Origin of the sequence: Veillonella sp. HPA0037, assembly GCF_000411535.1 — a bacterium.
GTDB lineage: Bacteria > Bacillota > Negativicutes > Veillonellales > Veillonellaceae > Veillonella > Veillonella atypica.
Genome location: NZ_KE150483.1, coordinates 1673370 through 1696235 on the forward strand (window position 1 = coordinate 1673370; position 22866 = coordinate 1696235).

At 39.1% G+C, this 22866-nt stretch carries 16 protein-coding genes; 12 read left to right on the top strand and 4 right to left on the bottom strand.

Annotation, left to right across the window (positions count from 1 at the left end):
• The first annotated feature begins 25 nt into the window (after positions 1-25).
• From HMPREF1477_RS07510 to HMPREF1477_RS07520, 3 genes are read left to right on the top strand one after another with little or no spacing between them, the layout of a single operon-like run.
• Positions 26-649 (top strand): CoA pyrophosphatase, encoded by a 624-nt coding sequence (locus HMPREF1477_RS07510; RefSeq protein ID WP_016476435.1) that lies wholly within the window; start codon positions 26-28, stop codon positions 647-649.
• Position 650: 1 nt separating this feature from the next.
• Positions 651-1688, top strand: coding sequence for a nicotinate-nucleotide--dimethylbenzimidazole phosphoribosyltransferase (locus HMPREF1477_RS07515; RefSeq protein WP_016476436.1), 1038 nt, complete (start codon positions 651-653; stop codon positions 1686-1688).
• A 9-nt stretch (positions 1689-1697) separates the two neighbouring features.
• Positions 1698-3011 (top strand): DUF389 domain-containing protein, encoded by a 1314-nt coding sequence (locus HMPREF1477_RS07520; protein ID WP_005375582.1) that lies wholly within the window; start codon positions 1698-1700, stop codon positions 3009-3011.
• A 135-nt stretch (positions 3012-3146) separates the two neighbouring features.
• On the opposite strand, the gene HMPREF1477_RS07525 is transcribed toward HMPREF1477_RS07520, so the two are convergent.
• Positions 3147-4901: a 1-deoxy-D-xylulose-5-phosphate synthase gene (locus tag HMPREF1477_RS07525; protein WP_016476437.1), complete on the bottom strand. Its 1755-nt coding sequence runs from the start codon at positions 4899-4901 to the stop codon at positions 3147-3149.
• A gap of 446 nt (positions 4902-5347) precedes the next feature.
• Here HMPREF1477_RS07525 and HMPREF1477_RS07530 point away from each other — a divergent pair, with 446 nt between their 5' ends.
• A complete protein-coding gene (locus tag HMPREF1477_RS07530; protein WP_016476438.1) occupies positions 5348-9604 on the top strand; it encodes a 2-hydroxyacyl-CoA dehydratase in 4257 nt (1418 codons plus the stop codon).
• A gap of 110 nt (positions 9605-9714) precedes the next feature.
• Here the strand turns inward: HMPREF1477_RS07530 and HMPREF1477_RS07535 are convergent, their stop codons facing one another.
• From HMPREF1477_RS07535 to HMPREF1477_RS07545, 3 genes are all read right to left on the bottom strand, one after another.
• Positions 9715-10908: a multidrug effflux MFS transporter gene (locus tag HMPREF1477_RS07535; RefSeq protein ID WP_016476439.1), complete on the bottom strand. Its 1194-nt coding sequence runs from the start codon at positions 10906-10908 to the stop codon at positions 9715-9717.
• Between the two features lie 211 nt (positions 10909-11119).
• Positions 11120-12757 carry an L-lactate permease gene (locus tag HMPREF1477_RS07540; protein ID WP_005375607.1) on the bottom strand — a complete coding sequence of 546 codons (1638 nt, stop codon included), beginning with the start codon at positions 12755-12757 and terminating at the stop codon, positions 11120-11122.
• A 296-nt stretch (positions 12758-13053) separates the two neighbouring features.
• On the bottom strand, positions 13054-14193 hold the full coding sequence (locus HMPREF1477_RS07545) for an Ldh family oxidoreductase (protein ID WP_005379755.1): 1140 nt from the start codon (positions 14191-14193) through the stop codon (positions 13054-13056).
• A 595-nt stretch (positions 14194-14788) separates the two neighbouring features.
• Between HMPREF1477_RS07545 and HMPREF1477_RS07550 the strand changes: the two genes are divergently transcribed.
• The 8 genes from HMPREF1477_RS07550 (at position 14789) to argS (ending at position 22858) form a co-directional block, all read left to right on the top strand.
• The gene (locus HMPREF1477_RS07550) at positions 14789-16825 is read left to right on the top strand and encodes a molybdopterin-dependent oxidoreductase (RefSeq protein WP_016476440.1); all 2037 of its coding nucleotides are present in this window, start codon (positions 14789-14791) and stop codon (positions 16823-16825) included.
• Between the two features lie 99 nt (positions 16826-16924).
• A complete protein-coding gene (gene brnQ / locus HMPREF1477_RS07555) occupies positions 16925-18259 on the top strand; it encodes a branched-chain amino acid transport system II carrier protein (protein ID WP_016476441.1) in 1335 nt (444 codons plus the stop codon).
• A gap of 190 nt (positions 18260-18449) precedes the next feature.
• Complete coding sequence (locus HMPREF1477_RS07560) at positions 18450-18689, top strand: DUF1653 domain-containing protein (protein ID WP_005379751.1); 240 nt, start codon at positions 18450-18452, stop codon at positions 18687-18689.
• A 64-nt stretch (positions 18690-18753) separates the two neighbouring features.
• On the top strand, positions 18754-19530 hold the full coding sequence (locus HMPREF1477_RS07565; RefSeq protein ID WP_016476442.1) for an HAD-IIB family hydrolase: 777 nt from the start codon (positions 18754-18756) through the stop codon (positions 19528-19530).
• A gap of 157 nt (positions 19531-19687) precedes the next feature.
• Complete coding sequence (locus HMPREF1477_RS07570) at positions 19688-20326, top strand: peptidylprolyl isomerase (RefSeq protein ID WP_005384039.1); 639 nt, start codon at positions 19688-19690, stop codon at positions 20324-20326.
• Position 20327: 1 nt separating this feature from the next.
• Positions 20328-20624: a GIY-YIG nuclease family protein gene (locus tag HMPREF1477_RS07575; protein ID WP_005375599.1), complete on the top strand. Its 297-nt coding sequence runs from the start codon at positions 20328-20330 to the stop codon at positions 20622-20624.
• Between the two features lie 76 nt (positions 20625-20700).
• Positions 20701-21159, top strand: a complete 459-nt coding sequence (locus HMPREF1477_RS07580; protein WP_005375605.1) for a DUF1934 domain-containing protein — start codon at positions 20701-20703, stop codon at positions 21157-21159.
• Complete coding sequence (gene argS, locus HMPREF1477_RS07585) at positions 21125-22858, top strand: arginine--tRNA ligase (protein ID WP_016476444.1); 1734 nt, start codon at positions 21125-21127, stop codon at positions 22856-22858. Before HMPREF1477_RS07580 ends, argS begins: the two co-directional genes overlap by 35 nt.
• Positions 22859-22866: the final 8 nt, after the last annotated feature.

A 22866-nucleotide genomic window follows, 5' to 3' on the forward strand; every position in this document is an offset into this window, starting at 1 on the left:
TATAATTAAGAAAAGGGGGATGGCTATGGATAGACAATTAAGCGTATATTTAAATGGGCGAGAACCGCAAGTGACTACAGATATTGATGTTATAACGGCAGCGGTAGCAGTGCCATTGCTTGAAATTGATGGTGAGGATCACGTCCTATTTACGGTGCGTAGTCAGACCTTACGTAGACAGCCTGGTGAAATTAGCTTTCCTGGTGGACATTGTGAAAGCACCGATAAAACTGGAGCTGCTGCGGCTATTCGAGAATGCTCGGAAGAATTAGGAATAGATACAGAGCAAATTGAATTGTTAGGTGCATTAGATTGTTTAGTATCTGCCATTGGTGTTAAATTACATGCAGTGGCGGTACGTTTACATACGGATGAATTTCGCCCTAATATTGATGAGGTCGGTGAAATTTTTACGGTACCACTTTCGTATTTATTGAATATGGAACCAACGATAGGGCACTTAGATATCGGAACTAAACCATTACGAGATTTTCCGTTCCATTTATTAGAAGGGTATCAAATAGATTGGAAAATTCGGCAGAACTATTCTGTTTATTTTTATCCCTATAAGCAATATATGATATGGGGATTAACAGGTCGAGTCCTCAAAAATTTCTTAGATTTATATCGACAAGGTAATACTATATAAAATGAAAGATAACGAAATAACTTCATTTGATAAAGAATTGAATAAATTCCTCCAACCTAAGTGCCTAATACCTGGTGGCCTTGGTTTATGGGAAACCTATTTTCGTAAAATTTGTACGGCTTGGGGCCGTATCGATAGTGAAATTAGACCTCAGCACATCATATTTTCCGCCGATAATGGGTGCAATATGGAAGGTTATGTAGGCTATAACTATGAGGTAACGCAAAAGCAGTCGCGTAATATGCTCTTAGGTCGTTCGTCGGCTACACAGTTTTGTAACTTTAACAATATTCCTTATGAAGTTGTGGATGTAGGAATTGCCTCAGATGATGGCATCGGAGTGGATCGCAAGGTCGCAAAGGGGACAAAGAATATATTAAACCATCCTGCTATGAGTGAGGATGAATTTAATAGTGCCTTTCAAGCTGGCTATGGACGAGTTGAACATTATGTAAAGCAAGGGATAAATCTTTTTTCCTTTGGTGAAATGGGACTCGGTAATACGACGACCTCTGCCTGTGTGTTGTCTGCCTTAACTGGGGCTGATCCTACTGAAACAGTAGGCCCCGGTTCTTGGCCGAATAAACCAGATTTGATGAAACGAAAAATTGATTTTGTGCGCGCTGTATTAGATAAGCATAAGGCTAGTATCGTTTCTGACAGTGAAGTTGAAAGAGTTCGTAAAATCGTAGCCCATGTAGGGGGCTTTGATATTGCTGCTATTCTTGGGGCTATGCTCGCTTGTGTTGAGTTTAAAAAGCCCTTCGTCATTGATGGCTTTATTACAGCTGTATCAGCAGCTTGTGCGGTACATATGAATGATTGTGTTAAGGATTATACATTGCCATCTCATAACTCTCGAGAAAAAGGCACAGAGTTAGCTTTAGCAGAGGTAGATATTACACAAGACATGGTTCCTATTCAAGCCCACATGTCGATGGGGGAAGGGACAGGAGCTATCTTAATGGTTCAAATGTTGAAAACGACACAGCATATGTTTGTAAACGTTGGGACCTTTGCAGATTTGATGAAATTATAAGGAGAAAGAATGAAAATAAATAAATACTTTGATATACATTTTGAGCGAGCTGATGATGCAACTATCGCTAAAAGGTTGATAGGTGGTGCTAAGATTAAGGGACCTGCCTTGGTTATCCTGATCCTTTCCATGTTTATTGCCTCTATTGGGTTGAATATGAATAGTACGGCAGTTGTTATTGGTGCTATGCTTATATCGCCGTTGATGGGACCTATTTTAGCAATTGGTTTTGGCTTCGCTACGCTTAATTTTACAGTTGTGAAGAGTGGTATTTTAAGATTGTCCTTACAGATTACGATTGCTGTTTTGGCATCTGCTTTATATTTTTATATTTCTCCCGTTCAGACGGCTACATCTGAATTATTAGCGCGTACAGAACCGAATATTTTTGATGTGTTCATTGCTATATTTGGTGGGTTAGCTGGGATTATTGGGCAAACGCGTAAGACCTTAGATAATGTTATACCAGGTGTTGCGATTGCGACTGCACTTATGCCACCACTATGTACGGCAGGATATGGACTGGCTAATGGAAATTGGAACTATTTCTTTGGGGCTAGCTATTTATTCTTTATAAATGCATTTTTCATCTTCTTTGCATCTTTTATTGTTTTAAAGGGTGTATATAGTTTACCATTCCATAAACAAGCAGAAGAGGTTAATCGTCGTAACCAACTAATATTTCTAGTGATTGGTCTTATTATGGCTATACCAAGTATTTATGCAGGCTATGATATGACCATCAAGTATTCTGAGTCAAATCATATGGAGCAGTTTATTAAGAATGATATTAATCAAGAGGGACGTCGACAAGTGATTGATTATTCATTGGATCAAACGAATAAGCTAGTAAACATAGTAGTTATAGGAGCTCCTGTGACTTCAGAGGAGCAAGCCCAGTTGGATGACAAGTTACATAAGGATGAGTACTTGCAGAATTATACATTACGATTTGTTAATAGCGTAGATGAGAAAAAATCTACTATGGATAAGACGAACTTGAATAAATCTTCAGAGAATCTTGAAACATATAAAAACTTGAGCAATCTATACCAGCCGACTTATCAATTAGTAAGTGAAACTATAAATACTATGAAAACGACAGAAGCTGAAGCAAAGGCGTTATTCCCGTTTGTAAGCAAAGTGGAAGGCATGCCTTTAATAGATAATCTAGAACAGCCTAAAGCGAGTCGCTATATGGTGATAATCCATACTACATCCACTATATCTGATGCAGATTTGGAACGAATAAAAGCTTGGTTAGAGGCTAAATTATCAGCGCCTGTAACTATTTCTATCGAGCAAACAACGTCAACTCTATAAGGGAGCTATCATCCCAGCGTTCTAATTGATCGTTAATAATATATGTATCTGATACAATACCTTCTCATGACAAATTCTATAGATACGAAAAGGGGCTGTTTTGTTACAGCCCCTTTTTGACATATATGTATTGAATTAATGTTGTATGTTTTGTATATCATCTAAAATGTGTTCAAAATCTAGGTGATTTTGTTGTAATACATCTTCTGGGTTGTATCGGTCGTAGAATTGTTTGGAAATGCCATAGTTTAAGACGTTCATGGACGTTTTTCCATAATAGCTAGCAATTTTTTGACCATAGCCTCCTTCGAGTTCGCCGTCCTCTAAGGTGATGACGATATTGTGGTCTTTTGTTAATTCATTCAATGTATCAGTGTCTAAACTAGAAATACAAAGTGGTTTGACAAGCGTCGGAGAGATATGAATGGCATCATGTATTGCGTGGCTAAGTTCGACCGCCTTATGGTAGAAATTACCGACACCTATGATGGCAATCGTATTACCTGATTGGGTTATGTTACACGACGTTACAGGACATTCTGTTGTATTGGATTGACTAGTTTCGTAAATCGGTGATCCTACAGGAATACGGATGGCGATAGGATGAGTATGATGTTCTACTCCATAACGAATGGAAGATTCTAATTCCTCTACTGTTGTAGGTGCTAGGTACATGAGATTGGGCATGTTGCTGAGCATAGTAATATCGTTGAATCCAAGGTGAGTCATATCCTTATTACCATAAATGGAAGCGCGATATACAAGGATCAGTGCATTGCTATTATTAATACATAGGTCATTAATAATTTGATCATAGGCGCGTTGTAAAAATGTACTGTAAATCGGTAAAATCGGCGTGCCACCGTTGTGGGCAATGCCAGCAAGTAATGTTGTAGCATGTTCCTCTGCAATGCCTACGTCGATGTATTGAGCACCTAATTTTTCACGTATATCTTTGGTTAAACAGAAACCGCCAGGCGTAGCAGCCGTAACGATACATGCAGCTTTGTTTTGCTCCAGTGTATCAATGAGTTGTTTTGCAACGATAGATTCATAGCTGTTGGTATAGCGTTTTTTTGTTTCCCCTGTGTCAATATCAAATCCGGATGGATTATGAAAGCTTTCAGGATTGGTAATAGCCTTGTTGTAACCATAGCCCTTTGTCGTATGGATGTGGAGCACTATCGGTGTTGTCTCTGCTTTACATTCTTTTAAAGCCTTAATTACAGTTGGCAACGAATTGCCATCGTCGACATAACGATACGAAAATCCTAGAGCTTTAAAGATATTATTAGGGCTTTCACCATTAGTTTCGCGTAATTGTTGAAGATGGCTATACAAACCGCCGTGATTTTCTGCAATAGATTGGTCGTTGTCGTTGATGATAATTAAACATTGAGATGACATTGTGGACAAGTGATTCAATGCTTCATAAGCTTCTCCGCCGGATAACGCACCATCACCAATCATAGCTATAATTGGGTGTGTTCTATGCTGTAAATCGCGGCCAATCATGAGGCCACAAGCTAAACTGAGGCTTGTGGAAGCATGGCCTAAGTGAAATGCGTCGTAGGTGCTTTCATCAGGATTGCTATAACCGGATACGGTGTGAAATTTGTCCTTATTTTTAAAGCCTTCGTAACGGCCTGTTAAAATTTTATGAGCATAACTTTGATGGGAAATATCAAATATAAATTGAGCATCATCAGGGCTGAACACATGATGCAAGGCAACAATAATATCAGTGGCTCCTAAAGATGAACCAATGTGACCGCCAATGTGTGATGTTCTATGGATAATTAAATTACGTATATGTTGTGCGATGACCTCGAGTTCTGTGAGAGAACAGTCGCGCAAATCGCTAGGAATTTGAATGTCTGTCAGTTCCATAGGTCTCCTACATGATCCATACTAATGGATAAATCAATTACAGTTAATGAAATATATGACTCATTAATAGTTATTATAACATTATAGACTAAAATTATTTATAAATAAAAAGGCAATTCGATATATTTAGATATATAAATAAGTAATAACTAACCATATTAATTTTAGAATGTATCTTTACGTACAATATTTTTCACTTTAAAGTGGTATAATAAAAAATACACGACATATAGAGTTATATATATTTTATTAGGAATAGTCATGTTCTATATACCACATTGGAATATGGCAAAACCTAGAATTAATCTCTGTTTGTTGTATAATATATTTAATATTTAATTTTTTAGATGTGTAGTTAAAAGCTTTATTATTTAACTTTTACTTAAATGTATGAAGAAAAATGGTGCGAGCGTACCAATTCTTCATTTTTTTCAAGAGAGGTATATATGCAAAAATCCTTACGTATGGGGATCGATGTTGGCTCTACAACGGTCAAGGTCGTTTTGTTGGACGAACAAGATAATTATTTGTATAAAAAATATATCCGACATTACGCCAATATTTTGGATACTGTTCATACATTGCTACAAGAGGCTCAAGTGGGCTATGAAGAAGCAAAAGTACATGTAGCAATTACAGGTTCTGGCGGTATGGCGATGGCTGATAAGGTGCGTATACCTTTTGTACAAGAAGTAATTGCCGAAACAAAGGCGATAAAAGCGTTGTACCCACAAACTGATGTTATTATCGAACTTGGTGGTGAAGATGCTAAGGTTACGTATCTAGGTCGTACTGCAGAACATCGCATGAATGGTTCTTGTGCCGGTGGTACAGGTGCTTTCATAGATCAAATGGCAACATTATTGCAAACGGATGCATCCGGCCTTAATCAATTGGCGATGAATGCGGATACTATTTACCCAATTGCCGCTCGTTGTGGCGTATTTGCGAAAACAGACGTACAAGCATTGCTAAATCAAGGCGCATCTCATGAAAATATTGCAAAGTCCGTATTTCAAGCCATCGTTAACCAAACGATTGCAGGCCTTGCATGTGGTCATAAAATTGAAGGGAATGTAGCCTTCCTCGGTGGTCCATTGACATTCTTATCCGAATTACGTCAATGCTTCTGTGACACCTTAGAACTCGATGAAGCACATCGTATCATCCCTGAAAATGGTGAGTTGTTTATTGCCCTAGGCGCAGCTCTCATGAATGATGAATGTCGTGATATTAAAGTAGGTGAATTGACGAAGGAAATCGGTGCGCTTATTGGTGTACCAATGGAAGCAACCGATCGTGTGGATCCGCTATTTAGAAATGAAGCGGAACTAGAAGAATTCCGTGCACGTCATGCTAAGGCGGTAACACCGAAGGGTGATATTAAAGATGCTGAAGGTCCATGTTACCTCGGTATCGATGCGGGTTCTACGACGTTGAAAGTCGTCTTGATCAATAGCAAGAATGAAATCATCTTCTCTCACTATGGCCCAAATCATGGGAAACCATTAGAAAAATCCCAAGAACTAATAGAGAAAATCTATAGCTTATTGCCAAAAGGGGCTTACATCGCTCATTCTGGTGTAACTGGATATGGCGAAGCCTTCTTGAAACGAGCTCTTGGTATCGATATTGGGGAAGTAGAAACAATTGCCCATTATCGTGCTGCTCAATTCTTCTGCCCTGATGTATCCTTCATCTTGGATATTGGCGGTCAAGATATGAAATGTACAAAGGTGCGCGATGGATACATTGAAGACATCGTATTGAATGAAGCCTGCTCCTCTGGTTGTGGTTCCTTTATTGATACCTTTGCTACATCCTTGCGTTTGCCGATTGAGCAATTTGCCAAGGAAGGTTTATTGGCACCTATGCCAATCGACTTGGGGTCTCGCTGTACCGTATTTATGAATTCCAAGGTAAAACAGGCGCAAAAAGAAGGGGCTACTGTACCAGATATCGCCGCTGGCCTTGCATATTCTGTTATCAAGAATGCATTGTATAAGGTGCTTAAGGTAAAAGATCCTAAGGAATTAGGTGACCACATCGTCGTACAAGGCGGTACATTCTATAATGAAGCGGTGCTTCGTGCCTTTGAAAAATTAATGGGCGTCGAAGTAATTCGCCCTGATGTATCCGGCTTGATGGGTGCTTATGGTATGGCATTGCTCGCTTCTGAAGCGGCAGAAGAGTTACAAAATCAACATAGCACATTGCTTGATAGTGACGGTTTGAAATCCTTGCAAGTATCTACATCCATGCGTAATTGCGGATTGTGCTCTAATAATTGTATGCTTACCATCAATGCATTCTCCGATGGCCGTACCTATGTAACGGGTAATCGTTGCGATCGTGGTGCCGGTGATATGATTCAAGAGAAACATAAGCCTGTTCCCAATATGGTAGACGTAAAATTACGCCGTTATTTTGATTACTTCCTCAAGAAAAATATTCCTGAGTTTGAAGGTAAATTGCGTATAGGTATTCCTCGCGTCCTCAATATGTACGAAGATTTCCCATTCTGGTTTACATTCTTCAATCAATTAGGTTGCGAAGTGGTATTGTCCGATTATACGACAAAGGATCAATATAATAAGGCGATTGATACCATCCCATCTGATACAGCGTGTTATCCTGCTAAGGCCGTTCATGGTCATATTCGTGATCTTGCCCAAGCCCAAGTTGATTTAATCTGGTACCCATGTATTCAACATGGTCCAAAGGAATTTAGCCATGACAATAATTATCATTGCCCTATGGTTATTTCTTACCCAGAATTGATTCGAAACAATATGCAAGATGTGATGGGAAAAACGCCATTTTATGCGCCATTCTTACCACTAGCAGATAAGAAATCATTGGTGCCTGCTTTGGTGAAAGCCTTAAAAGAGTTACCATTCTCTAAATCTGAAATTTCTAATGCCGTTGAGACCGCTTGGGCCGAACAAGAAAAATGTAAGGCTGACTATCGCGAGATGACAAAGAAAACTGTATCTCGTCTCGTAGCAGAACAAGTGCCTACCATCGTATTGGCTGGTCGTCCATATCACTTAGACTCCGGTATTAATCATGGTATCCCTGAGCTCATTACCTCTCTTGGTATGGCGGTTCTTACCGAAGATGGTGTAGCACCATTAGGTAAGGATATTAAACATCTTCGCGTTGTAGATCAATGGTCATACCATAGTCGTCTATATCATGCAGCCGAATTTGTAAGTCGTACGGAAGGCTTCCAAATTGTTGAGTTGAACTCTTTCGGTTGTGGTCTTGATTCCATTGTGGCAGACCAAGTAAAGGATATCTTATCTGCAAAGCATAAGATTCATACATTGCTTAAAATTGATGAAGGTACAAACTTAGGCGCTGTCACTATTCGCTTACGTTCCTTGCAATCCGTTATGGAACGGAGTATGCGTAAACACCATAATCCAGAAGCTCCTATAGAGACCGTTATTGATGATACACCAGCATATGATTATGAACGTGTTGTCTTTACTGAAGAAATGCGTAAGACCTATAAGATTTTGGTGCCTCAAATGTCACCTCTTCATTTCCAACTATTGGAGCCAGTGCTTAAGTCTGAAGGTTATGACTTTGACATGTTACCAGCACCTACGCGTGAAGATGTAGAGATAGGTCTAAAATATATCAATAATGATGCATGTTATCCTGCTATCATCGTTGTAGGCCAATTGATGAGCGCCTTATTGTCTGGTAAATATGATGTTAATAAGACAGCTGTTATTATCTCTCAAACCGGTGGCGGTTGTCGTGCTACCAACTATATTGGTTATTTGCGTAAAGCCCTCATCGATGCAGGTATGAAACAAGTTCCAATCTTGTCACTTAATGCGAGTGATATGGAACGTCAACCAGGCTTTAAATTGACTAAATCCTTCTTACATCGCATGATTCAAGCCGTAGTATACGGCGATGCGTTGATGCAATGTGTATTGGCTACGCGCCCTTATGAAATTAATCCAGGATCTGCAGATGCATTGTGCGATTATTGGGTTAAAAAATTACGGGAACGTATTACAAAAGCTAATATATTCCAATATAGTAAATATATTAAGAACATCATTGAAGACTTTGACAATTTACCAGTCGATAAATCTAAGCCGAAACCTCGTGTTGGCGTGGTAGGTGAAATCTACGTTAAATTCCATCCAAGTGCGAACAACCATATTAATGAACTTATAGAGAAGGAAGGTGGCGAGGTTGTAACCTCTGGTCTACTAGACTTTTTCTTGTACTGTGCTATGGATAGTACATATCGTGCTAAACACTTAGATGGTACATGGCTTTCCGGATTCTTTGGATCCTTGGCTCGCGAAGCATTAGAATTATACCGCTTGCCATATGCAAAAGCTGTTGCAGCATCTAAGCATTTTGATCCATTGCAACGGATGACGAAGGTTGCAAAAGAAGCGGCTCATTATATTGACCTTGGTAATCAATGCGGTGAAGGTTGGTTCCTTACAGGTGATATGATTGATCTTATCGAAAAAGGTGCGAAACAAGTAGTTTGCTTGCAACCATTTGGCTGCTTACCTAACCACGTTAGTGGTAAAGGCATGGTAAAAACATTATCCGAAGCATATCCTGATGTGCGCATTGCAGCCATCGACTATGATCCAGGTTCAAGTGCGGTAAACCAAGCAAATCGATTGAAATTGTTGTTAGCAACAATGTTTGAATGATAATGTAATAATCAATTATATAATTACTGAATATAAAAAAAGCGTCCCTAGTGATATGGCCCCTCTTTACTGAACAACCAGAAAAGAGGGGACATATGAGGGACGCTTTTTTATGAAATTGATGAATCTTCTTTAATCATTGTATAGAAGCATACTAATGCTAATACAGCACATACAACCATAACAATCCCCATAGGGATACCAGTATGACTTCCACCAATGCCAACTAATGGCGATACGAACCCGGCTGAAAACATGCCTGCAAATCCTAAAATAGCAGAGGCGCTACCTGCTTTGTGTCCATATTTCGCCATTGCCATAGAGAACCCTGTTGATCCAAATACAGATACGGTACAAACTGTAAAGAACAGGATGACACTAGTTATAATAAAGGACCAATTAAAATACATTGCACAAAGGAATAGGATAGAACCAATCGTTAATTGTAATAGACTAGTATGTAAAATGGTTTTTATTTTTACAACATTACTTACTTTGGCACTGATTACGCTAGCGAGGATAATACCGCAACTATTAATCCCGAACATATAACTAAACTCTTGGGCAGATAAATTGAATATATTTTGATATACAAAGGATGAACCCGAAATATAGGCAAAGAAACCACCAAAGGCGAATAGCTGAACTAGAGTCTGGCCTAAGAAAGAATTATCTTTTAGTAGAGCACCGTAGTTTTTAAACGCTGTTGCTATACCACCGGAAATACGCTTTTCTGATGGTAGGCTTTCAGTAAAAATGAAAGAGCCCATAAGTAACACTGCAGAGAAAACGGCGAGGACAATAAAAATAAAGCGCCATGTAGAAAATAATAAAAGCTGACCACCTATAAGCGGTGCAATAACAGGAGCTAATCCGTTGACGAGCATGAGTAGAGACATGAGTCGCATTAATTCCTTACCAGATGCAAAATCCCGGGAGATGGCCTTAGCAATAACAACTCCGATAGAACCTGTTAAACCTTGTAAAAATCGTGCAACTAGTAAAATCTCAATATTGGGCGCAATAGCACAGAGTATACTAGCGATTACACAGAGGATATTGCCAATGATGAGTGGTTTTTTTCGCCCCAATGAGTCACTAAGCGGACCGCCAATCAATTGACCGATAGCGATACCAAAAGTCATAATACCAATTGTCATCTGAATGAGGGACGCATTTGTATTAAGTTCATGAGGCATGATTGGTAATGCTGGTAGATATAAATCAGTACCAAGTGGTGTGATGGCCGTAAGAAGTCCTAGAAATACGACAATGAATAAAGATATTTTCTTTGTAGACTCCATAAAATCTCCTATATTAAAAAAGGGAAAAATAAAAGTCTGCGAATCGCACTTCGCAGACTGCATTTAATTTTATCTATTTAACAAGGGTATTGTAACATGATTAATAAGAAAAAGCTATAGGTTTATGTATGAGTAACAAGGGTATTGCTTATTAGTATTTGAAATAAAAAGAACAGCTCACGAATGAGCTGTTCTTTTATATTACCAATTCTTAGAAGAAGATGTGGTGAATTTCATGGATGAAATGTTGACCGAAGAAGGAGATACAACCATGCATGATGATGAAGATGATGAAGTATTTGAACGCGCTGTTCATGATAACACTTGCTTCGATTTCATGTTCTAAGTTGTGAGCTTCTTCTGCATTGATTTCTTTGTGGTTTTCTAAGTATGCTTTCAAAGCAGGACCTACGGCACCAATAGAAATTGCAATGGATTGTGGGGACAACATTTTGCCGATACCAGCTGCACCGGAGTTAACAGCTGCTAACCAGAAGCCAAGATCTTCGAAGTTTGTAGGATTTAAACCTTGAGCTGCAGCGATTTGAAGTGGTCCAAACAATACGTTGGAGTTTGTACCGGAACCTGTTAAGAACGCACCCAATGCACCTACGATAGGAGCGAATAGAGGGTATAAGGAACCTGTACCAGCAACCATTGCTTTCGCAATATCTGCAGTCATACCGGAGTATGTCATCAATTTAGCAGTCATAACAACTGTGATGATTGTAAGGTATGTGAACTTCAAGTTTTTAACCGTGGAACCTAATGTACCGAAGATTTCACCAGCTTTTGCTTTTTGGATGAAACCACCAACGATACCAGCGATGAAAATCATGATACCAGGAGTTGCAATCCATACGAATGTGTAAGGTTTTGCACCAGCACCTTGGTAAATAGGTACAGATGTTTTAATGGATGCAAGAGGACCATTGATTGCTGGGAACAATTTAGAGGTTAATAATAATAATACGAAGATTAAGATGAATGGCATTGCAGCCACAAGGCCTTCGCCACCAGAAACTTTAGGAACTTCGCCAGTTTGTTTAACTGCGTATTGAGGATCATTAGGAGGCATAATTTTTGCACAACCGATGATCACTGCCATGATTACGATGGATGCAGAAATTACGGATAATTCAGGACCCATTACAGCATTGATTACAGTTTCAGGAATAGCTAATGCTAAACCAGAAAGTAATGTTACAAGGAATACGCCTTTTAATGCTTTGATACCGCCACCGATAATCATAACTACGAAGAAAGGAGCGATAAGGTTAAGCAAGAATAATTGTACGGAAATGAATGTACCTAAATGGCTTGGATCAAGGCTTGTTAAGGAAGCCAATGTAGTTGTTGGGATACCAATGGAGCCGAATGTTGTTGGTACGGAGTTTGCAACGAGACATGCGATGATAGATTTTAGTGGGTCAAAACCTACGGCAACCATCATAGCTGCAGGAATTGCAACGGCAGTACCGAAGCCAGCCATACCTTCCATGAAAGCACCGAAGCCCCATGCAAGTAATAATGCAAGTACACGAGTATCAGATGTTACAGAGGAAAGCATGGTTTTAATAGTTTCCATAGCTTTCGTATGTACTACCAAGTTGTAAACGAAGATAGCTGCTGTAATAACTAATAGGATAGGCCAAATTGCCAATGCGGCACCTTCAAGGGCACCAGTGACCATAATAAATGGGTCGGATTGGAATGCTGTAATAGCGATGATGAAAGAACCGATTGCAGCAACACTTGTTGCTTGCCATGCAGGTAATTTCAAGATGGATAACGCTACGATCAACCAAATGATTGGAGATAGCGCTAATAGAACGGTGAGAGCACTCATTTCTAAAATCATCCTTTCAAGAAAAATAAAAATATATGCTTAACAGGACGATGTAGCAATAATCAATTTAATTGATGAGTAATTCGCTATTGGATTAAGTTGTAAAAGTTCAGTAATAATAAAAGATTACAATAAAATAACAGATATACTTATCAGAAAAAGTGATATATCTCTTAAAATTTTTTAACCTCATAGCTTATGAGGTTAAAAAAATATAAGAGAGGGGACATAAACAGTGTTTATGTCCCCCTCTGTACTAACTACATGTCCGTGTTAGGGCCAACACTAATTAGATATTAGTAGTTACCTTTGAACATTGTAGCAGGAGCTTCTGGTACATAATCGCCGAAGTAGGATTTGAAGTCTAAACCTAATTCATTGCAAAGATCTTGAACTTCAAGCATTGTACCGTTAAGTACAGGGATGCCTTCAGCTTTAACTTTAGCAACAGATTCATGTTCTTTTTCGCCATGAGTGTAGATGCGGTCTTGACCTTGAGCTTTAGGAGCTTCACGTAATTCTTGTAAGAATTGAGAGAAGTGTTTTTTGATTTCAGCTGGGTCACCGAAGAATTCAGGGTTGATAGCCATGAAGCCGTGGCAGATATTGGATTTGCCGCCAACCATACATTTATTGGAAGTACCACCTTGGGAAAGGATGGAGGAGAACAATTCAGCAATCATGCCGTTACCATAACCTTTGTGGCCGCCAAGAACTTCTGTAGCACCACCTAAAGGAAGGATACCGCCGCCTTCATGACGGGAAATGTTGCCCAATACTTCAGCTGCGTCAGTGGAAGGAACGCCGTCTTTGTTAACAGCCCAACCATCTGGAGTAGCTTTGCCCATTTTGTTGTACATTTCAAGTTTACCACGAGTTACTACTGTAGTGGAGCAATCGAAGAAGAAGTCAACAGGATCAGCTGGTACAGTCCAAGCGATAGGATTGGAACCAAGCATAGCTTTACGAGCATATACAGGAACCATGATTGCTTCGGAGTTTGTACAAGAGAAACCGATTAAGCCTTGGTCGGATGCCATTTTAGCATAGTAACCAGCGATACCATAGTGGTTGGAGTTACGTACGGATACGATACCAACACCGGATTTTTTAGCTTTTTCGATAGCCATTTCCATAGCTTTGTGACCCAACAATTGGCCCATGCCATCATGACCGTCGATAACTGCGGAGATTGGAGTTTCTTTTACGATTTCTGGTTTTGCGTCGATTTTGATCAAGCCATTAGTGATACCTTTGTGGTAACGAACCATACGTTGCATACCATGGCTTTGAATACCGAACAAGTCGGAAGTCAAAAGTACGTCTTGAATGATGTCAGCTTCTTTTTCGGAGAAACCGAATTTTTGGAAAGCATCCATGCTCAATTTTTTCAATGTTTCATAAGGGAAAAGAACAGTGTTTTTTGCGTCTGCCATTGTTAAAACCTCTTTTCAGAAAATATGTACCTGATATAGTTGACTCCACTCCGTTATATCAATGAATGTGATATGATGTCCGGTGAGTTCTATATCCTCTCAAATGACAATGTCAGTATAGCACACAAAGTTGAGTTATTGAATAGTTTTACATAACTTAATGCATTACATAATTTGCATAACTTACGTAAAATTTATCACACAGGTTAACAAAAAGCACTGAAATAATCGATAATACCTTGAAATTATAAATTATGACTTTTGGTAATAGATACATTCCTGAACGTAAAAAATGGTACTTTTATGCGTTGCTTATCTGTTTGTATTGTAGGGGAGAAACTATAAATAAATACTGAAAAGTATCGATATTTATTGTGTATCTACATGGTACACATTAATAAAAGTTATAATGTCACACACTTATTTTGATAAGTGATTTTGTTATATGCATTGATATACAATGTATTCATTGATACGAAGTTTGAAAAATATCGATATTCGTTAATTTTGTTACAGATATAGTGATGTATGTATGATACTATAAATATACATATAAAATTACTGCTATAAATACGATGATAAGCGAGGTGCTTATATGAAAGAATATAAAAGTGTATGTCCCTATGATTGTCCTGATGCTTGTGGACTTATACTTACAGTAGATGACAATAAAGTGACAAAGGTTCGCGGTAATAAAGAGCACGCTTTCACACGGGGCATATTATGTCCTAAGATGGCTCATTATGAGCGTGTTATTCATTCGCCTAAACGTTTAATGACACCATTACGCCGAATTGGTAAAAAAGGTATTGGTCCAGATCAATTTACACCCATTTCATGGGATGAGGCCTTAGAGCGAATTGTAGAAAATTTTAACCATACTATTAATACCTATGGTAGTGAAAGTATTCTTCGTTATTCCTATGCGGGGACCATGGGGGCTGTAAATAGTCCTGCAGCGGACTATTTCTTCCGTTGTATTGGCGCTACTAGTCAAGACAGAGGGATTTGTTCTCCTGCGAAACAAGCAGCATTTAAGTCTGTTTATGGAGACACAGTAGCTATCAAACCACAAGAAGCACAACATAGTGATTTGATTATATTATGGAGCCTTAATGCGACGGCTACAGATGTACATATATTACACGATGTGAATGTGGCAAAACGAAACGGCGCTTTTGTATGGATTATAGATACCCATAAAACATATACTTATGATCAAGGCACACATCATGTGTATGTAAAACCCGGTTCTGATGGTGCATTAGCACTTGGTATGATTCATATCATACATCGGGATGGTCTTGAGGATACTACATTTATTCAAGCATATGTGCAAGGTTATGATGAGCTAGTACGAGATGTATTGCCTACATTTACTCCAGAATATGTTTCCTCTATATGTGGTGTACCGGTTGAAATCATAGAAGAACTAGCTCATGCCTATGCAAAAGCAAAGGCTCCATTTATCCGTCTCGGTAGTGGTGTATCCCGCTATGGTAATGGAGCAATGAGTTGCCGGTGTATCAATGCACTCCCTGCCGTGGTAGGTGCATGGCAACATTTAGGTGGCGGCTTATTATCTAGTTCTAGTAGTAGCCAATATTTTAATAAATCATTCATGCAACAACCTAATACACCAACGCCGTCTAAACGGATGATGCCGATGATATTATTAGGGGATTTGTTGACAAATCCAAAAGCGCTTCTAGAGCATGGATTAGAGGATACTAGTGGCGGGGTGCCTGTTCATAGTCTATATATCTTTTCATCAAATCCAGCTATAACAGCACCAAATCAAAATCTCGTTAGACAAGGTCTTATGAGAAATGATTTATTTACTGTTGTGCATGAACGCTTCTTTACAGATACATGTGCATATGCAGATATTATCTTACCAGCCACGAGTTCTGCTGAATCCGATGATATTTTTAACTCTTACGGACACTATACAATTGCGGCCAGTTACCAAGCTATTCCTCCGGTTGGTGAATCGAAATCTAATTGGCAAGTTATTTCTGAACTTGCTCAGCGTATGGGTTTAGATGATTCTTTCTTTGCCATGACAGAACGAGAACTAATTGAGCATATGGTTCGCAATTCGTCTAAACTTTCACAAGACGAACAAGATGCCATTTTACGTGGCGACTTGGTTGAAGTAGCATTGCCAGACAATTATAAGATGGATTTTAAAACGCCGTCAGGCAAAATCGAAATCTTAAATCCTCGAGAATCCATTCCGTTGATTACCTATACAGAACCTTATGGTGATGATGAACCATTCTGGTTGATTATCGGTAATGATATACGTATATTAGATTCTAGTTTTTGCGAACTAGAATTTGATGATTCTGAATTGATGAAGCTACGAATGCATCCAGATGATGCTGCATTATATAACATTAATAATAGTGATGCTGTGGAAATTTATAATAATCGAGGGGCTGTTCGTATTAAAGTATATCTAGATGATACGGTACAACGAGGTACACTTGTGACCCTTGGTGTATGGTGGCAATCTCAGTCCAGTGACGCTAAGGTAGGAATCAATGCTGTAACTGCATCTAGACCGACTGATGAAGCGTGGGGGAGTACATTCTATGACGTACAAGTTAATATTCGTAAGGTGTAATGAAAGTTCGATATAATTCGATTTTACTGTTGAACCGGAGTGCCATATCATATATAATGTTATCTAATATGATAGTGTAGTACGAAGGGAGATAACCTTATGGATGGAAAAGAAAATCTATCACTGCGCGCCTATTTAGCCATAGGCATGATGTTATTCGCCCTATTCTTTGGTGCGGGAAATCTTATTTTCCCGGCCGCATTAGGTCAACACGCAGGGTCTAATGTAGGATGGGCATTAGCTGGTTTTGTATTAACTGGCGTAGGATTACCGTTACTTGGCGTTATGGCCATGGGCTATTCCGGATGTAAAGACGTTGAGGAACTAGCAGGTCGTGCGCATCCTATATATGGTCTTATTTATACAGTGGCCTTATATTTAAGTATTGGTCCTATGTTTGCGACACCAAGAACGGGTACCGTTGCGTATGAAATTGCGATCAAGCCATTTTTACAAGGCATGACTTTGGATATGCAACCACTGTTCCTTGCTATATTCTTTGGCGTTTCTTTGTGGCTATCGATTAGTCCTCAAAAGCTTGTTAATCGTATTGGCAATATTTTGACACCTGCATTATTACTTGTAATTTTGCTATTGATTATCAAATCTTTTGTTACACCGATTGGGGCATACGCGGTGCCTCAACCAGCTTACGCGACTAATGGTACAGCCGTATTGCAAGGCTTCCTCGATGGCTATAATACAATGGATGCTTTAGCTTCTGTGGTATTCGCTATTCTCGTAATTGATTTTGTACGCCTTACAGGTGCCACATCTCGCGATGTTATTACGAAAACTGTGATGGAGGTTGGTGCTATTGCGGTAGCATTACTCGGCATTGTGTATATATTCATTGCGAACATCGGCGCTACAAGCGTAGAGCGATTTGGCTTGTTTGATACAGGTGCACCGGTGTTAACAGCTAGTGCGGACTTCCTCTTTGGGGGAACTGGTCAAATTATTTTGGCTATCATCGTTCTATTAGCTTGCTTGAGTACAAGTATTGGTCTTATTACTTCTTGTAGTACATATTTCCACAAACTATATAGCAAAATTAGCTATAAAATGTATGTTGTCATATTCTCTGTAGCTGCATTTGCACTTGGGCTGTTCGGATTGAAAACAATCATTAGTGCAGCTATTCCAGTGTTGATGTTATTGTACCCGTTGACGATTGTTATTATCTTGTTAGCCTTAAGTGATACTGTTTTTGGCGGTCGTCGTTGCGTATATGGTTGGACTATTGGATTGACCATGATTTCTGCCTTAATGAGCGGTCTTGAAACTGCTGGTTGGGCACCTGATGCCATCGAAGGTTTGTTTACCCAATATATTCCGTTCCAAGGTATTGGTATGGGCTGGGTAAGTTTTGCAATCCTTGGCTTTATCATAGGTCTTATTCATAAGGGCTTGGTTTCAGATACAACTAAATAAATGTAGAATGTTACTCGCATTCTCCTTTTATACTCTATTGGCTCAGTCCTTCTTAGAAGGATTACAGTAAAAGAAAAGGGGGGGATGCGAGTGTTTTGTTTATAGTGATAAACATCTTTTTTCAAATAGTATTTCCTAGTATAATGTTTAATAAGAAATGAAAGATCGTTTTTAGTAAGCCGAGGTAGTTATGAACGAAATCGTAAAAGGTGGTTTGTATCGTCATTTTAAAGGTATGTATTATTACGTGTTAGATGTGGCTACACATTCTGAAACGGGTGAAAAATTGGTGGTATATCAAAAATTATATGATGACCGCGATTTGTATGTACGTCCCTTAGGCATGTTTTGTAGCGATGTAGATCGAGATAAATATCCTGATGTGAAACAACAAAAACGCTTTCAATTAATGAGTGGACGAGATGAATAGTGCTTACCGGGTAGAGTTTATAGTTTGTATATGAACTCGTATATAGCGATAGATAGGAGGACTTGTGGAACAAAAATTTTTCTTTTTTGATATCGATAACACATTGGCTGTGTGGCCGGAAGGAAAAATTCCAAATAGTGCTCAGTACTGTATAGATGAATTGCAACGTCGTGGTCATTTAGTATCGATTGCAACAGGTAGGATTCAAGTTGATGCCATGCGTTTTGCAGAGCAAGCTAGAATTACGAATGTAGTTGCTGATGGAGGCTATAGTATCACCATTGATGGAAAATTGGTATCCATGATTGGTATGAATCGAGATATGTGTATTCAATATTTAGAATATCTTGAGTCAAAGCATATTCCTTGGGCTGTAACAGACCGTAATAAATTGGGGCGCATTACACCGTATAAAGAAATATTAGAATGGCACCCTGATTGGGACGTGTTTAAAACCGTAGTGGATTCAGAGTTCGACTTTCACAGTGTAGAAGATTTCTATAAAATCTATGTATTTTTCAAAGATGGCGAAGAAGAGGAAAAAGATATCGAGCATATGACGCATAAACTTATTCGCTATGGCGATGGGTGCGTTTTATATGAGCCTATGGAAAAAGCATTGGGAATTCGCAATATGATCGGACATTTCGATATGAAGCCAAATCAAGTTGTCGTTTTTGGTGATGGCTATAATGATTTGTCTATGTTTAGACCGGAGTGGTTAAACATTGCCATGGGAAATGCTCGTCCGGAGCTTAAATTAGAGGCCGATTATGTTACAACTGACTGTGATAAGGATGGTATTTACAATGCATGTAAGCATTTCGGATGGATTGATTAATCGTTGGCATAAGACCATTTAGATTATAAATTTTTATAGAATTTTAAAGAAATTCATAGTGAAAACATGATATACTAATAAAGAGCCGCTCATGGGTTGAGCGGTTTTTCTATGTATATATAATTTGGGGAAATTCTATATTTTGTGAGGGATTATCATGAATGTTAAAAGAATATTAGGTTGTGCTCTATTGGGGGGCATGATGGTAGTAACCGCAGCGTGTGGCAATAATAGTGCAGATAAAACGATTACACCTGTTGCACAAGCTGAAACGGTTAATAAGATGCCTAATTTTACAAATGCTCCAATTGCAGATGAATATGCTGTTTTTGATACAAATTATGGACAAATTAAAATTCGTTTGTATGGCTCTAAAGCGCCTATTACCGTTAAAAACTTTGACTACCTTGTAAAAAAAGGCTTTTATAATGGCGTTACGTTCCATCGTGTTATCGATGGATTTATGATTCAAGGTGGCGACCCAACAGGCACAGGTGCAGGTGGCCCTGGTTATGAGATTCCAGATGAATTTTCTAATGACCTTCATTTTAATAAAATGGGGATTCTTGCCATGGCAAATCGTGGGCCGAATACAGGTGGTTCTCAGTTCTTTATTACCTTGGGACCTACGCCTCATCTCGATAATAAACACACCATTTTTGGTATAGTTGTACAAGGTATGGATGTGGTTGAAAAAATTGGTAAGGTGAAAACAGATAAAAATGATAAGCCTGTTGATCCGGTGACTATTAATTCGATTACCATTGAACCAATTAAGGATGACGCTAGTAAATAAGATGGATCAGGAACAATTTTTTACGTATATTGTGCGATGTGCTGATGAAAGCTTGTATTGTGGTTGGACAACGGATATAAAAAAACGCTTAGATGCTCATAATGGTGTGATAAAAGGTGGGGCTAAGTATACAAAATGTCGTAGACCGGTGTATTTGGTTTATCATGAAAGCTTTCAAAGTAAACAAGAAGCACAGTCGCGAGAATATGCTATTAAACATCTCAATAGGGCGCAAAAATTACAGCTCATAGCGTCGTGTGAGGATAGAGAAAAAGAACGTATAAATCTATTGAAATAGGGAGTACAAAACATTCAAAACGACCCTTGTTTGTGCTATAATATATTGATATGTTATGACCATGGAGGAGAAAAACATGAAGCGGGTTCTAGTATCCGTAAAAAGTGTACAACGAGACATAGATGGGCAGGATACCGTGGTGGAATTAATTTCTCCAGGTACTTCGCATGAAAAGAACGGAGTCCAATATATTCGCTATGAAGAATCGAGCGTAACAGGTCTTGAAGGGGTTAAGACGACCATCAAGATTTACGAAGATTCCATTGTTCTTTTGCGTACTGGTGCTGTGAATATGCGACATCAATACATTCGCGGTGAGGAACGCCAGTCCACATATGAAACGCCATTAGGCGATCTTCACATGGCCGTAAAAACACATGAATTAACAGTAGACTTTCACAATGGAACAGGTCGTGTTCATCTCGGATATGATATTTCCATAGAAGGTGAATGGCAATTTTATAATCAGTTAGATATAGACGTGCGGGAGGATACAGAGCATGGACATGAAGGAAATCCTGAAATCGGGGATTGAACAGGCATTACAAGAAACGATTAATAGTGGTGGTTTGCCATCTGGGGAATATCCAGAAATCGTTCTAGAAGTGCCACCTCAAAAGGAATTCGGCGATTTTTCTACGAACATTGCTATGCAATCCGCTCGTGTGGCTCGTCAAAACCCTCGTGCTATTGCAGAGACATTAATTAGTCATATGAATTTTGATTGGCTTGAACGTGCTGAAGTAGCTGGTGCAGGTTTTATCAACTTCTTCTTAAAATCCGATATGGTGTATGATACCTTGAAAGCTATCTTGAATGCTGGTGATCAATACGGTGTGCAACCATTGCGTGCACGCGATACGATTCAAGTAGAGTACGTAAGTGCGAACCCAACAGGTCCGTTACATGTCGGTCATGGTCGTGGTGCTGCGTATGGTAGTGCACTTGTAAACTTGTTGCGTGCAGCAGGTTACAATGTACAATCCGAGTACTACATCAATGATGCAGGTAACCAAATCGATAATATGGCTATCTCCATTGAGTACCGTTTCCAAGAGTTGCAAGGTGCTACATTAGTGTTCCCACCTAAGCGCAACGAAGATGGTTCTATGCCTGAATTCGATATTCCAGAAGGAGCTCTCGTGTTCCCTGAAAATGGCTACCGTGGTCCTGATATTATCGAGACTGCAAAAGCTATTGCAGAACGCGAAGGCTTCGATACATTAAATGCTATGAACGAAGCTGATCGTGTAGCATTGTTTAAAGAAGAGGGCTTAAAAGAAAAATTAGCTCGCTTAGAGGAAACATTAAGCAATTTCCGTGTTACTTTTGATAATTGGTTCTCTGAACGTACGGTTCATGAAACTGATGAAATTCATCACTCCGTAGAGGCTTTGAAAGCTCTTGGCAAGGTGTATGAAAAGAATGGCGCTTTGTGGTTGAAATCCACTGATTATGGCGATGATAAGGACCGCGTAGTCATCCGTGACAATGGTGTGCCTACATATTTGGCAGCAGATATTGCATACCATCGCAATAAATATGATCGTGGCTTCAAAGAAATGATTGATATTTGGGGCGCTGACCATCATGGTTATGTATGCCGTGTAAAAGCTGCTATGGCTGCTTTTGGTTATGACCCAGATAAATTAACAGTATTATTGTTACAAATGGTAGCATTGTTCCGCGATGGACAACTCGTTAAATTATCTAAACGTAGCGGCGATAGTGTTACATTAGATGAATTGATTGAAGAGGTTGGCGTAGATGCATCTCGTTACTTCTTCTTGATGCGTTCTCTAGATAGCCAACTTGATTTCGATATTAACTTGGCGAAATCTCGTAGCAATGATAACCCAGTATATTATATCCAATATGCTCATGCTCGTATTCACAGCATTTACAACCAAGTGCGTGAAGCTGGCATTGCATTTGGTGATTATAGTGAAACTGATTTCACAACGCTTACAAGCGAAATGGAATTAGAATTGATTAAAAAATTAGCTGAATATCCAGAAGAGGTCGTTCAATCTGCTGAACATCGTGCACCACATCGTATTGCTCGTTACTTATACGATTTGGCAAGTATGTTCCACTCCTTCTATCGTCAAGGTCGTATCATTGGCGTAGATCCATCATTGCAACAAGCTCGTCTTGGGTTAATCACAGCGATTGCCCTTGTACTTCGTCAAGGCTTGGGTATTTTAGGTATTTCCGCTCCGGAAAAAATGTAGTAGGTGGG

Coding starts and splice junctions, on each gene's coding strand:
- HMPREF1477_RS07510 (WP_016476435.1), top strand. CDS start 26: ATGGATAGACAATTAAGCGTATATTTAAATGGGCGAGAACCGCAAGTG.
- HMPREF1477_RS07515 (WP_016476436.1), top strand. CDS start 651: ATGAAAGATAACGAAATAACTTCATTTGATAAAGAATTGAATAAATTC.
- HMPREF1477_RS07520 (WP_005375582.1), top strand. CDS start 1,698: ATGAAAATAAATAAATACTTTGATATACATTTTGAGCGAGCTGATGAT.
- HMPREF1477_RS07525 (WP_016476437.1), bottom strand. CDS start 4,901: ATGGAACTGACAGACATTCAAATTCCTAGCGATTTGCGCGACTGTTCT.
- HMPREF1477_RS07530 (WP_016476438.1), top strand. CDS start 5,348: ATGCAAAAATCCTTACGTATGGGGATCGATGTTGGCTCTACAACGGTC.
- HMPREF1477_RS07535 (WP_016476439.1), bottom strand. CDS start 10,908: ATGGAGTCTACAAAGAAAATATCTTTATTCATTGTCGTATTTCTAGGA.
- HMPREF1477_RS07540 (WP_005375607.1), bottom strand. CDS start 12,757: ATGAGTGCTCTCACCGTTCTATTAGCGCTATCTCCAATCATTTGGTTG.
- HMPREF1477_RS07545 (WP_005379755.1), bottom strand. CDS start 14,193: ATGGCAGACGCAAAAAACACTGTTCTTTTCCCTTATGAAACATTGAAA.
- HMPREF1477_RS07550 (WP_016476440.1), top strand. CDS start 14,789: ATGAAAGAATATAAAAGTGTATGTCCCTATGATTGTCCTGATGCTTGT.
- brnQ (WP_016476441.1), top strand. CDS start 16,925: ATGGATGGAAAAGAAAATCTATCACTGCGCGCCTATTTAGCCATAGGC.
- HMPREF1477_RS07560 (WP_005379751.1), top strand. CDS start 18,450: ATGAACGAAATCGTAAAAGGTGGTTTGTATCGTCATTTTAAAGGTATG.
- HMPREF1477_RS07570 (WP_005384039.1), top strand. CDS start 19,688: ATGAATGTTAAAAGAATATTAGGTTGTGCTCTATTGGGGGGCATGATG.
- HMPREF1477_RS07575 (WP_005375599.1), top strand. CDS start 20,328: ATGGATCAGGAACAATTTTTTACGTATATTGTGCGATGTGCTGATGAA.
- HMPREF1477_RS07580 (WP_005375605.1), top strand. CDS start 20,701: ATGAAGCGGGTTCTAGTATCCGTAAAAAGTGTACAACGAGACATAGAT.
- argS (WP_016476444.1), top strand. CDS start 21,125: ATGGACATGAAGGAAATCCTGAAATCGGGGATTGAACAGGCATTACAA.